The sequence below is a fragment of the Lacinutrix sp. genome (genome assembly GCF_029238095.1).
GTDB lineage: Bacteria > Bacteroidota > Bacteroidia > Flavobacteriales > Flavobacteriaceae > Lacinutrix.
Map to the genome: position 1 here is coordinate 38,859 of NZ_JAQWGS010000004.1, position 12,888 is coordinate 51,746.

The following is a 12,888-nucleotide window of genomic DNA, read 5'->3' on the forward strand; positions in this document are numbered from 1 at the left end:
ATTGCGCTGTTAGTTTATATTGGTTTTATACTTATATAACAATTAACAAGTTATATCTCCTACTTTAAATTTGTAATTGCTTGAAGTAAATATTTTAGAAACAAGAGATTTAGCTTAAATTTGTTTCGACGATAAATATAAGTATTTCTTTATTTAAATGATTAACAAACAAATAAACAGCACTCAAAATGCATTAATAAAACAAATTGTTTTATTAAAAGAAAAATCTCGCGAACGTAAAAAAACTGGATTATTTGTAGTTGAAGGTATTCGTGAAATTGAATTAGCTTTAAAAGGCGATTATACGCTAAAAAGTATTTTGTTTTATGCTGAATTGTTTTCTGCTGAAGATTTAAAGACACTTTCTATAAACAACACCGAAATTATTGAAGTTAGTAAAGACGTGTATAGCAAAATAGCATACAGAGAAACAACTGAAGGAATAATTGCCATAGCAAAAAGTAAAGTAAACAACATGGAAAGCTTAACTTTTAAAAACGACAATTCGTTAATTTTAGTTGCTGAAGCTCCCGAAAAACCAGGAAATATTGGTGCCATTTTACGTACTGCAGATGCTGCTAATGTAGATGCTGTAATTATTGCAAATCCTAAAACAGATTTATATAATCCAAACATTATTCGCTCTAGTGTTGGTTGTTTATTTACTAACCAAATTGCAACTGGTTCTACTGAAGCTATTATAGAATTTCTAAAGTCAAAACAAATTAATATTTATGCTGCAATTCTTCAAGAATCGCAAGAGTATCATAAACAAGATTACACAAAAGCGACAGCCATTGTTTTGGGCACAGAAGCAACAGGATTAAGTGATGCATGGAGACAAGCAGCATTACAAAATATCAATATACCAATGCAAGGCGCTATAGACTCTATGAATGTATCTGTTGCAGCAGGTATCCTTATTTTTGAGGCTAAAAGGCAACGTGATTTTAAATAATATAGCAGCATTGCACTAACAAAATTAAAAACAGCAAGGAGGTTTAACAACCTCATCAAATATTATTAAAACTATGACTCCAACTACTCTATTCTATATTTTTATCTCCATTTTAATTGTTAGTTTTATCATAGATCAAGTATTAGATGCTTTAAATGCTAAGCATTATAACGATGTCATTCCAGAAGTATTAAACGATGTTTATGATACTGAAGAATACCAAAAATCTCAAGATTACAAGAAGACTAACTATCGTTTTTCTCTAATAACTGCTTCTTTTTCTATTATAACAACATTAGCCTTTTTCTTTTTGGATGGTTTTGCTATAGTTGATGGAATTGCTAGAGATTTTAGTGAAAACGAAATTATAATTACACTCCTTTTCTTTGGTATTATTATGTTAGGAAGCGATATAATTACAACACCTTTTTCATACTATCAAACTTTTGTAATTGAAGAAAAATTTGGATTCAATAAAACCACAAAAAAACTTTTTATAATAGATAAAATAAAAGGCTGGTTAATGTCTATTGTTATAGGTGGAGTAATTTTAGCGCTATTAACTTGGTTTTATCAAACTACAGAAAACACGTTTTGGCTATATGCTTGGGCATTAATTGCTGGTTTTACTTTGTTTATGAATCTCTTCTACTCTCGACTTATTGTACCATTATTTAATAAACAAACACCTCTAGAATCTGGAAGTCTTCGTGATGCTATTTCTAACTATGCACAAACCGTAGGTTTTAATTTAGACAAAATTTTTGTGATAGATGGCTCAAAAAGAAGTACCAAAGCAAATGCCTATTTTTCTGGTTTTGGAAGTGAAAAACGTGTAACGCTTTACGATACCTTAATAAATGATTTAGAAGAAGAGGAAATAGTTGCTGTTTTGGCACACGAAGTTGGGCATTATAAAAAGAAACACATTATTTTTAATCTGGCAACTTCTGTATTACTTGCAGGTTTAACCTTATACATATTATCATTATTAATTTCAAATCCGTTATTATCTCAAGCCTTAGGTGTTGCAAAACCTAGCTTTCATATTGGTTTAATAGCTTTTGGAATTTTGTACTCTCCTATTTCTACAATTACTGGTTTAATTATGAATTGGTTCTCAAGAAAATTCGAGTACCAAGCCGATGATTACGCAAAAAACACCTACAAAGCGCAACCTTTAATTACATCGCTAAAAAAATTATCTAAAAACAGTTTAAGCAATTTAACACCACATCCTGCTTATGTTTTTATGCACTACTCGCATCCTACATTACTAGAGCGTTTTAAGAATTTAAGCAAATAATATGGAATACATTAGTCGTAAAAAAGTATTTAAAGATCCAATATTTGCATCTTTTGTTTCTAGCTGGCAAGATCTAGAGAATCCAACCAAAAACACAATTATTGAAGCTGGCGAATATTTTGATGAAGACACCGAAACCGTTAGATTTTTTTCTAAAGATGAATTAGAAAAATCATTACAAAAAGACATTAGCAATTTCAAAAAAACTACCGACAATCTTAAAAAAGAAGATTTCGAAATGGTTGGCAAAATTGTAATAGATGCACCACAGGATACAGACGAAGTCCTATTTTTAGCAGAAATTATGGCTTTATTTGCTAAAACACACCATCTAGCGTACACTTTTGTTCCATTGTTTAATGTGCCATGGTTTCATGAAACTATAAAAGGCCACCATCCTTCAACCAAAAAAGCATATTCTAATTTTAAAAAGTTAATTGTAGAAAAAGACTATTCTGGAGGACTCTTGGTTTCAGATTATAAAGTATTACAAAACATGATGCCAGACTATTTTAACTTGGTACAAGGTAATTATTATGGCTATAACTTTTTTTATGCTCAAAATTTAAAAACCGTATGCTCGTTTCACTATTCTGGGCAAATTTGGTTTTATATCTATTCTCAAGACGCTATTAAAAAAATCGAATCCTTTATTAATAAACACAACCTTATTATAAATACACAGTTTACGTCTTACAATATATAATCTAGTATGATTCTGTTTATTTTATAAAAAAGCAACTTCGTTTAACTATTTTAGACTAGTTTTAGTAAGAATTGTTAATAAAAAAACTTAAACAGATATGATAAAAGGACTTTTTGAAACCCATTTATATGTTGAAAATCTTGAACGTTCCATAGCCTTTTATACCAATATACTTAAACTTGAGCAATACCATTATGAGGAAAACAGACGCGTAGCCTTATTCTGGATTGGAAAACCACAACAAGCTATGTTAGGCTTATGGGAAAAACCAAAAGAAGAAATAGATGTAAGGCATTTTGCTTTTCAATGCGATTGGGATTGGATATTAAATGAATCTGTTAGTTTTCTTAAAGCAAACAATTTAAACTTTTGGAATTTCTTGAACGATAAAACCGAACAACCTATGGTATTTACAAACATACCAGCCATTGCTATTTATTTCTCAGATCCAGATGGACATTATTTGGAGTTTATTGGAGTCTTACCAGGAAAACACCTTCCAAAAAAGGAACCTTTAGTAGTTTCTTACAACGATTGGTTAAAAATGGAAAAGAATAAAAATTAACTTTAGGAATACACTTAACCAAAACAATATCCTACTCTACTAAAAAATCGAAATACTGGTTTCTGTAAGGCTCGCCTCTTAAAGTAAAATGCCACCATTCTTGAGCATAGTTTCTAAAGCCATTGTTTAGCATCACTTCTTGTAATGTTTGTCTGTTTTTAGATTGTACTTTAGTTAAGTTTTTATTTTCCACCCAAGATTCGCTTCCAAAAAAATCGTAAGTTGATCCCATATCTAGCACTTCTCCTGTTTTTAAATTTACTAAGGTAACATCTAAAGTACTACCACTGCTATGCCTAGATTTAGAAGCGATATAACCATCTCTAAATAAATTTTTCTTGTCTACTCTTGGGTAAAATTGCTTTTTCATTAACGTATCATTTACAACCTTTGCCCAACGTACAAAATGATTAACAGCGCGTTGTGGTCTATAAGCGTCATAAATTTTTATAGACAGATTTTGCTTAGCCAATTCTGCTTGCACAAGCTTTAAAGCTGCAGCTGTTTGGGTAGTCATAATTGCAACATTAGCATGGTAACCGTCTATTATTTCGCCAACAAAATTATTATCACCACAGTATTGCAGGTCTACCTCAATATTAGGAATTTCAATTTTAGCATACACAAAACCTTCAGGTAATTGAGCGAAAGCAACTAGTGAGATTAAAGTTAGCAAAAAGCTATAAGCAAATTTCATTGTAAAGAATTTATAAGCTAATTTAGAGAAATAATTAGTTTTTTATGTTTTCTTCAGAAGAAATACACCTCAATTTACCAGATGCAGAAATAAGTTATTTCCCTAATTTCTTCTCTCAAGAGGAAGCACAAGCCTTTTTCAACACCATTTTAAATGAAACTAATTGGAAACAGGATGATATAAAAGTTTTTGGAAAAACCTATCCTCAACCAAGACTAACAGCATTATTTGCAAACAACAATAGACCGTATAGCTACTCTAATATTACTATGCAACCTAAAGTATTTACAGACACTTTATTAAAAATAAAGTCTAAAATTGAAACCAAAGTTAATGTTAAATTCACTACATGCTTAGCAAATTTGTATAGAACAGGTAACGATAGTAACGGTTGGCATGCAGACAACGAAAAGGAGTTAGGTAAGAATCCTATAATAGCTTCGGTTACTTTTGGTGCAGCTCGTTATTTTAATTTAAAACATAGAAAAGACAAAAACTTAAAACAAAAACTACTACTAGAAAACGGTAGTTTATTACTCATGCAAGGCACAACACAACACCATTGGTTACACCAAATTGCAAAAACAAAAAAACAAGTTGAGCCTAGAATTAACCTTACGTTTAGAATAATTGCATCTTAACCCTAAAATAAAACACTTAATTCTTAAATATTTAAGCGTAAATTTGCGTTGTACTTTTACAAATGGCTTTGCTTTTGTAAAGTGTTATTTAAATACAGATTTTATGAAAATTAAATTTTTAATTGTTTTATTTCTTGTTTCTAGTTTAAGTTTCTCTCAAGAGAGAAGTTTTACAGCTCAAGACATCGCCATAAATAAACTTATTGATGGTACATTACTAACTCCAGAATCTAGTAAAAAACAAAATCTAATAATTATTATAGCAGGTTCTGGACCAACAGATCGCGATGGGAATCAGAATTTTTTAAAAGGTAATTCTCTTAAAAAATTAGCCGAAGGACTAGCTTCCAACAACATCGCAACTTTTCGTTATGATAAGCGTATAGTAAAGCAAATAAAAAAAGGCAATGTAGATAAAAACATTATGTTTGATGATTTTGTATTAGATGCAAAAGCTGTTCTTTCTTATTTTAAAGCCACTCAAAATTATAACAAAATCTATATCGCTGGGCACAGTCAAGGTAGTTTAGTTGGTATGCTAGCAGCACAAGATAAAGCAGACGGTTTTATATCGCTTGCAGGAGCAGGACAGTCTATAGACAAAGTAATTATTGAGCAAGTAGAAAAAACTGCACCAATGTTTTTAGAAGACACCAAACGTGTCTTTAAGGTTTTAGAAGAAGGCAAAACAACTACCGCCTTTCCACCTGCTCTAATTTCGATTTTTAATATAGAAGTACAGCCTTTTATCTCTAATTGGATGTCTTACAATCCTGTAAATGAAATTAAAAAACTTGACATGCCAATTTTACTAATTAATGGAACTAAAGATTTACAGGTCACAGAGGCTGAAGCAAAACTACTTAAAGAAGCTTCACCAAAAGCAGAGTTACTAATTATTGAAAAAATGAATCATATACTAGTTCCTATAGAAGGTGATAATTTAGAAAATTCTAAGTCTTATAACGAACCTGGAAGAAAATTATCTATGGAGCTTATAGAAGCTATTGTTGAGTTTGCAAAATAAAAAAATGCATCCTAAAAAATGACTCATAACACTGTGAGTCTTTTTTATTTCCAATATACCTAAATAGAAAAAGCGTCTTAAAAAAGACGCTTTTTCATACTAACCAACCAAAAATATGATAATTACCACTCTTAGTTTAAAGTAACCACACTCTAAAATAGTCGTTGTAGTAATTATTAATCATATATCAATTTGCGTGCCAAACTTTATTTACATAATTAAAGTCGTAATATTTTATGATAAGTTTCACACATATATTTTTAAATAAATAGTAGAAATAGAAAAAGCGCCTTAAAAAAGACGCTTTTCCATACTAACCAACCAAATATGATAATTACTACTCTTAATTTAAAGTAACCACACTCTAAAATAGTCGTTGTAGTAATTACTTAACATATTTCAATTTGCGTGCCAAACTTTATTTAGCAGTCTTTTTTATCATGTTTTTATTTGGTATTTTGCGGGAACTAATTAAACTAAATATGGACATTACACTACCTTTCTCTAACGATGCTATTGTTTTTGGGCTATTAATGCTCGCCTTGGGTTTTGTTTTCTATACAGAAAACATTAAAACAGGCTTTTGGAAAACATTTTACAAGTTTGTACCTGCTTTATTAATGTGCTACTTTATTCCTTCATTATTTAGCTTGTTTGGTTGGGTAGATCCAGAGACATCAAAAGCTTATTTTGTAGCGAGTCGTTATTTTTTACCAGCCTCTTTGGTATTATTTACATTAAGTATAGATTTAAAAGCCGTTTTTAATCTAGGTCCAAAAGCGTTAATCATGTTTTTAACTGGAACTATTGGCATTATAATAGGTGGCCCTTTGGCTATTTTATTAATTTCTATATTTTCACCTGAAACAGTTGGTGGAGCAGATTTTGATGCTGTATGGAGAGGACTCTCTACACTTGCTGGAAGTTGGATTGGTGGTGGTGCAAACCAAGCAGCCATGTTAGAAATATACCAATACAATCCAGAAAAATATGGAGGAATGGTAATAGTCGATATTTTTGTTGCTAATGTTTGGATGGCTTTTTTATTACTTGGTATTGGTAAAAGAGCAAAAATAGACAAATGGCTTAAAGCAGATAATTCCGCAATAGACGCACTTCAAGCAAAAATGGAAGATTTTGCTGGTAAAACAGTAAGAAATCCTAAGCTTAACGATTATATGGTAATACTAATGATTGCATTTACTGCTGTTGGTATTGCTCATTTTGGGTCTGAACAAATCACAACTTTCTTAAAGAACAATTTTGAAGCTGTTAGTGATCCTAAAAGCGCACTATCTTCTTTTGGTAGTGGTTTCTTTTGGCTAATCTCTATAGCAACATTAATTGGCGTATTACTCTCTTTTACAAAAGCAAAAAACTATGAAGGTGCAGGTGCAAGTAAAATTGGAAGTATTTTTATTTACATTCTAGTAGCTACTATTGGTATGAAAATGGATTTAGGAGGTATTTTTGAAAAACCAGGACTTATAATGATAGGTATTGTATGGATGACCATACACGCTGGTTTATTAGTTCTAGTCGCTAAATTAATTAAGGCGCCTTATTTCTTTTTAGCAGTTGGAAGTCAAGCCAATGTAGGTGGTGCAGCCTCTGCTCCAATTGTCGCTGCTGCTTTTCATCCTTCATTAGCTACTGTAGGAGCACTATTAGCAGTGTTTGGATACGTTGTAGGAACTTATGGTGCAATTCTTTGTGCAGAATTAATGAGAATAGCTGCTACTGGTTAGTATTTAATTAATTTTTATTTCATATTTGCGCTCTTAAAATTTCAAAAAATAAACATGCAAAAATTACTAATCTTATTAAGCGTTTGTTTCCTTTTTTCTTGTGGAAATGAAACTTCAGATACGCTTATTGTAAAAGGAACCATTAAAGGTTTAAAAAAAGGAACTGTGTACTTAAAAAAAGCTAACGACTCTACTTTAGCAATAATAGACTCTATGTTAGTTGGTAAAGATTCTAATTTTAGATTGCAAACTACTATCGAAAGTCCTGAGGTTTTTTACTTGTCTTTAGACAAAAATGATAGTGATGAAAACAGGATTACTTTTTTTGGAGATAAGGGAATTACAGAAATTAATACCACTCTAAAACAATTTACTTACGATGCTGAAATAAAAGGTTCTAAACAACAAGAAACACTTGAAGAGTATTTAAGTATGAATTCAAAATTTAAAAATAAAAACTTAGAACTTATTAAAGAGAGTTTTGAAGCTTTAAAGGATAACGACACAGCTCTTATTAACCAAACAGAAAAGACATATAAAAACCTTGAAAAAAGAAAATACCTGTATACAGTAAACTTTGCAATTAGTAATAATGATAGTGAAGTTGCTCCTTATTTAGCGTTAACAGAATTATACAATGCCAATATTAAGTTTTTAGATATTGTAAACGATACTTTGACACCTAGAGTAAAAGCTTCAAACTACGGGAAAGAATTACAACGCTTTATAGATAAAATTAAAAAGGAAGAATAATCTCTTAGCCTTTTCTAAACAAAAACCACCTATAAAGTTACTATTTAGGTGGTTTTTTTATTAAGTAAAAACTGGAATAAAAAAAACCTCAATTAAATTAATAACTGATGTTAATTATGAGCCGATGGAGGGACTCGAACCCACGACCTGCTGATTACAAATCAGCTGCTCTAGCCAGCTGAGCTACATCGGCGAAACGAGTGCAAATATAATTTTGTAAATGATATTTGCAAACTTTTTTTTAAACTTTTTACAGTTTATTTATTCTTTCTATTAATTCGCGACCTTTAGACTCTAATTGTGAGTTAATTGCCTTAAAATGTGCTTTCTTATTTTCTACATCTTTTGCATTAACTTGTGCAATTAAATCATCAAAAACTTTAATAGCGTCGTCAATAACTGCTTCACTTTTTTTTGTGTCTTTACTTGAATTTGAGTATTCCCAAACGTAAACTGCTTCAATAATATCACCTAACACATAATTAATGTCTTTTTTTAGGTCTCTTTTATTTGCCATAATATTAAATTTATTTAGTTTGCAAAAGTAAAGAAATATTTTGGATTAAATACTTGAAAAGTATGAACTGTTTAAAAGTTAAACCGAATTATTTTTTACCAGAAATAAATGTCTAAACATAAACCTCTAGCAATACTGCAGTTTCTGCTTCAATTTTAAAAGATTTAATTATTGCTGGCAGTAATATTGTCTCTCCTTTTTTTATAGTTTCTGAGTGTTTGATAGTGGATATAGTTGCTTCGCCTTCTACACACATATAAATAATAAAGGAATCAAAAGTATTCTCTCTTAAAAGTATTTCTGAATCTATTGGTAGATAATTTGTTGTAAAATATGAACAATTAACAAGTGTATTTGCTACATTTTTAATTTTAGAATAGTCTACTCTAAAATTATCTTTCATATTAAAATTAATAGCGTCTATAGCTAAATCGTTATGCAAATCTCTAGAGTTTCCGCTAGCATCTACTCTATCCCAATCGTAAACACGATAAGTAATATCGCTAGTTTGTTGTATTTCGGCTAACATTACTCCTGCACCAATGGCATGCACTCGACCCACTTCTATAAAATAAGTATCTCCTGTTTTTACTCTATCGAAATTTAAAATTTCTGTAAGTGTATTATTTTTTAAATGTTTAAGATATTTATCTGAATCCATTTTTTGATTAAAACCTACTATTAAGTTTGAATCTTTGTCTGCATCCATAACATACCACATTTCTGTTTTACCAAAAGAGTTGTGCCTTTTTTTGGCTAATGCATCGTTAGGATGTAATTGTATTGACAAATCTGTTTTAGCATCAATAAATTTAATAAGCAATGGAAATTTGTCTCCAAAAATAGAATAGTTTTTCTTACCTATTAAATCTGAAGTATAAGCTTTTAATAAACTTTTAAGCGATTCGCCTTTTAGTGAACCATTAAGTACAATAGAAGTGTCTCCATCAATATCGCTTATTTCCCAACTTTCTCCTACACTTTCACCATCGGTTTCTTTTTCTAAAACCGATTTTAATTTATTTCCTCCCCAAATTTTTTCTTTAAATATGGGCTGGAATTTAATTGGATAAAGCGCTTTTAATGCCATTTATTGACCTGAATAGCTGACAAAATTTCTTGGTGTTTCGTATAAAACGACCTCTAAATCTAGGTTCGAGTCTAATTTTGCTTTTATTTTTTTATAGATAACTACAACTATATTTTCTGCTGTAGGATTTAAATCTTTAAACTCTGAAACATCTAAATTTAAGTTTTTATGATCGAATGCATCTTCAACTTCCGTTTTAATAATGTCTTTTAGAATTTTCACATCCATTACAAATCCTGTTTCTAGATCTATATCTCCTGTAACACTTGCAATCAATTCGTAATTATGACCATGATAGTTAGGATTGTTACATTTTCCAAAAACTGCATTGTTTTTTTCATCGCTCCAATCTTTTCTATAGAGTCTGTGTGCTGAATTAAAATGTGCGCGTCTACTAACTGTTACTTTCATTTGTTATGTTTATAAATTGATAGAACTTATCAAAAATTATCTTAAACCAAGCGGTGTATAACTCTGGTTGTTCACTTATATCTTTCTTTACATCTTCTAGTTGCATCCACTTCCAACTTTCTACTTCTTCTTTATTAATATTTGGTTCTTTTTCGAAGTAACCAACCATAATGTGATCTAGCTCATGTTCTGTTAATCCATTATCAAAAGGTGCTTTATAAATAAAAGATGTTTTCTCTTTTAAAGGTGTTGTAAAGCCCATTTCTTCTTGTAAACGTCTTTTTCCAGCTTGTAGATTGCTTTCTCCTGCTCTTTGATGACTACAACATGTATTAGTCCATAATCCAGGAGAATGGTATTTAGTTAATGCGCGTTGCTGCAACATTAATTGGTTTTTACTATTAAAAACAAAAACAGAAAACGCACGATGTAATAATGCCTTTTCATGTGCTTCCATTTTAGGCATTAATCCTATTTGCTCGTCTTTTTCGTTTACTAAAATTACTTTTTCTTCTTCCATATTTTTTATATGCAAAGCAAATTTACAAAATAGAGAAAAACAATAAGTTGCTTTTAAGTTTAATTTAGCACTATTGTATTTTGCAAAAAAAAGGCTGCTTAAAAAAGCAGCCTTCATTTTTATAAAAATTATTACTTATTTTTTTGTTAAAATAAACTCACTACGTCTGTTTAAATCGTGTTGTGCTTCGGTACATTTAGATTTATTAGTAGGTTTGCAGGCACAATCGTTAACTAACTCTCTCTCCCCATAGCCTCTACCAGTTAATCTACTTCTATCTATCCCACCTTTTTCTACAATATAATTTATGGTAGATTTATTACGTCTTGCAGATAAATCATCATTATAGGCCATACTTGCTCTACAATCTGTATGAGAACGCACGTCTATCTCTACTGTTGGATACGTTTTCATAAACAAGATAACTTTCTGTAATTCACTTGTTGCATCTGGACTACGTATAAAGTCTTTATCAAAATCAAAATAGATAATGTTGATACCTAAAATCTTTGTTACATCTGTACCAATGGCTATATCTGGCACTGTAATTAAAGGATCTAATTCTAATGTTAAATCCAATGCTAAATCTAATTCTAAATTTAGTCTTAAATCTGTTTTTGGAGTGGTGATACGTTTTTCGTCTGATGAATATTTTTCCTTCTCACCACGTACTACATATTGTGTGTCACATTCTAAATTAAAATGAAATGCTGCATCTGCACCAACTGTTATTTCTTTAACAACTTCTAAATCTGCATCAAATAAAGTTACGGTTGCATAAGGAATAATTTCGCCAGTTTTTTTGTCTTTTACAACACCTGTAACTTCTTGCTTACAATCTTCTGGATGGTATGCTTTAAAGGAATAAATATCGTCTCCGCCTTTACCTCCTGGTCTATTTGATGAGAAAAAACCTTCGGCTGTACCCAAGTTCTCATAATAGGCAAAATCATCGTTAGAACTGTTGATTGGACGTCCTAAATTTTCTGCTGGTAATGGCTGATTGTTTGCAAACTTATTCTCAAAATCTCTAATCACATAAACGTCTAGTCCTCCTAATCCTGGTAAACCGTTTGATGCAAAAAATAAATCACCTTTTTCGTTTATAAACGAAAACGTTTCTTGCCCTTCTGTATTGACTGCTGTACCAAGATTAATAGGCTCACCTAAAGTGCCATCTCTATTTAAATCTGCTACATATATATCTGACATCCCTGTTGTTCCTGGCATGTCTGATGCAAAATATATTTTTGTACCATCTATATTAACGGATGGATGTGCGACACTATACTCATCACTATTAAAATGAACAGATTCTATATCATCCCATTGATCGTAACTTTGAGAAAAAGCCCTAAATAATTTTAACTTGTTTGTGCCATTTCCATCATCTTTATATTCTTCTTGGAAATAATTATTTCTTGTAAAAAACATAATGCGTTCGTTTGGTGTAAACGAAACTGATGATTCATGATACTTGGTGTTTATTACTTCTTTATAAGGTGTTACCTTTTTATAAGAACTGTCATTTATCTTTTCGGCTGTGTAAAGGTCTAAATATGGCTCATTGTTCCAGATATATCTTTCTATATTATTGTCTTTTGATGTTGAATCAATTCTTAATCTTGAAGAGGCAAATACTAGTTGTTTTTGGTATTGGGCTGTACCAAAATCTGATTTTGATGTATTAATGTCTAGGTTATAGACCTTCATTTTATTGTTAATGGCTTCAATTTTCTCTTTGTAATCTTTTGTAGCCATAAAAGCACGTCCTCTTAAATCTTCTTTATCTGACTCATGAAACTTTGTCATCCATTTATCTGACTCAGCATAGTCTTTATTAGCTTTCAAGGCTAGTATTTAATTTAATTTAATTAATTTGGTGATTTAACAAAAAAACCATAATTAAAGCAAAAAACTTAAATATATATAGCCTTTAAAATTATATT

The 12,888-nt window shown here is 30.6% G+C and carries 14 protein-coding genes and 1 tRNA gene; 8 read left to right on the forward strand and 7 right to left on the reverse strand.

Annotated features, from left to right (window positions below):
* Positions 1–157 precede the first annotated feature (157 nt).
* From P8H50_RS01025 to P8H50_RS01040, 4 genes are all read left to right on the forward strand, one after another.
* Positions 158–958 carry an RNA methyltransferase gene (locus tag P8H50_RS01025; RefSeq protein ID WP_300204599.1) on the forward strand — a complete coding sequence of 267 codons (801 nt, stop codon included), beginning with the start codon at positions 158–160 and terminating at the stop codon, positions 956–958.
* Positions 959–1,031: 73 nt separating this feature from the next.
* Positions 1,032–2,264, forward strand: coding sequence for a M48 family metallopeptidase (locus P8H50_RS01030; protein ID WP_300204603.1), 1,233 nt, complete (start codon positions 1,032–1,034; stop codon positions 2,262–2,264).
* A gap of 1 nt (position 2,265) precedes the next feature.
* Positions 2,266–2,970 carry a hypothetical protein gene (locus tag P8H50_RS01035; RefSeq protein ID WP_300204606.1) on the forward strand — a complete coding sequence of 235 codons (705 nt, stop codon included), beginning with the start codon at positions 2,266–2,268 and terminating at the stop codon, positions 2,968–2,970.
* Positions 2,971–3,067: 97 nt separating this feature from the next.
* Positions 3,068–3,535 carry a VOC family protein gene (locus P8H50_RS01040; RefSeq protein ID WP_300204609.1) on the forward strand — a complete coding sequence of 156 codons (468 nt, stop codon included), beginning with the start codon at positions 3,068–3,070 and terminating at the stop codon, positions 3,533–3,535.
* A 31-nt stretch (positions 3,536–3,566) separates the two neighbouring features.
* On the opposite strand, the gene P8H50_RS01045 is transcribed toward P8H50_RS01040, so the two are convergent.
* Positions 3,567–4,232 carry a M15 family metallopeptidase gene (locus P8H50_RS01045; protein WP_300204613.1) on the reverse strand — a complete coding sequence of 222 codons (666 nt, stop codon included), beginning with the start codon at positions 4,230–4,232 and terminating at the stop codon, positions 3,567–3,569.
* 44 nt (positions 4,233–4,276) lie between these two features.
* On the opposite strand from P8H50_RS01045, the gene P8H50_RS01050 reads away from it, so the two are divergent.
* From P8H50_RS01050 to P8H50_RS01065, 4 genes are all read left to right on the forward strand, one after another.
* Positions 4,277–4,873 (forward strand): alpha-ketoglutarate-dependent dioxygenase AlkB, encoded by a 597-nt coding sequence (locus tag P8H50_RS01050; RefSeq protein ID WP_300204617.1) that lies wholly within the window; start codon positions 4,277–4,279, stop codon positions 4,871–4,873.
* Between the two features lie 103 nt (positions 4,874–4,976).
* On the forward strand, positions 4,977–5,900 hold the full coding sequence (locus P8H50_RS01055) for an alpha/beta hydrolase (RefSeq protein ID WP_300204620.1): 924 nt from the start codon (positions 4,977–4,979) through the stop codon (positions 5,898–5,900).
* A gap of 482 nt (positions 5,901–6,382) precedes the next feature.
* Complete coding sequence (locus P8H50_RS01060) at positions 6,383–7,648, forward strand: DUF819 family protein (RefSeq protein ID WP_300204624.1); 1,266 nt, start codon at positions 6,383–6,385, stop codon at positions 7,646–7,648.
* Between the two features lie 54 nt (positions 7,649–7,702).
* Positions 7,703–8,401, forward strand: a complete 699-nt coding sequence (locus P8H50_RS01065; protein WP_300204627.1) for a DUF4369 domain-containing protein — start codon at positions 7,703–7,705, stop codon at positions 8,399–8,401.
* Positions 8,402–8,520: 119 nt separating this feature from the next.
* On the opposite strand, the gene P8H50_RS01070 is transcribed toward P8H50_RS01065, so the two are convergent.
* From P8H50_RS01070 to P8H50_RS01095, 6 genes are all read right to left on the reverse strand, one after another.
* Positions 8,521–8,594, reverse strand: a tRNA-Thr gene (locus P8H50_RS01070).
* 57 nt (positions 8,595–8,651) lie between these two features.
* Positions 8,652–8,918 carry a hypothetical protein gene (locus tag P8H50_RS01075; RefSeq protein ID WP_300204630.1) on the reverse strand — a complete coding sequence of 89 codons (267 nt, stop codon included), beginning with the start codon at positions 8,916–8,918 and terminating at the stop codon, positions 8,652–8,654.
* Positions 8,919–9,030: 112 nt separating this feature from the next.
* Complete coding sequence (locus tag P8H50_RS01080; RefSeq protein ID WP_300204633.1) at positions 9,031–10,008, reverse strand: type I phosphomannose isomerase catalytic subunit; 978 nt, start codon at positions 10,006–10,008, stop codon at positions 9,031–9,033.
* Positions 10,009–10,419, reverse strand: coding sequence for a 6-carboxytetrahydropterin synthase (locus tag P8H50_RS01085; protein ID WP_300204638.1), 411 nt, complete (start codon positions 10,417–10,419; stop codon positions 10,009–10,011).
* The gene (gene idi, locus P8H50_RS01090; protein ID WP_300204641.1) at positions 10,403–10,939 is read right to left on the reverse strand and encodes an isopentenyl-diphosphate Delta-isomerase; all 537 of its coding nucleotides are present in this window, start codon (positions 10,937–10,939) and stop codon (positions 10,403–10,405) included. Before idi ends, P8H50_RS01085 begins: the two co-directional genes overlap by 17 nt.
* A 135-nt stretch (positions 10,940–11,074) precedes the next feature.
* A complete protein-coding gene (locus tag P8H50_RS01095; RefSeq protein WP_300204644.1) occupies positions 11,075–12,790 on the reverse strand; it encodes an OmpA family protein in 1,716 nt (571 codons plus the stop codon).
* Positions 12,791–12,888 lie beyond the last annotated feature (98 nt).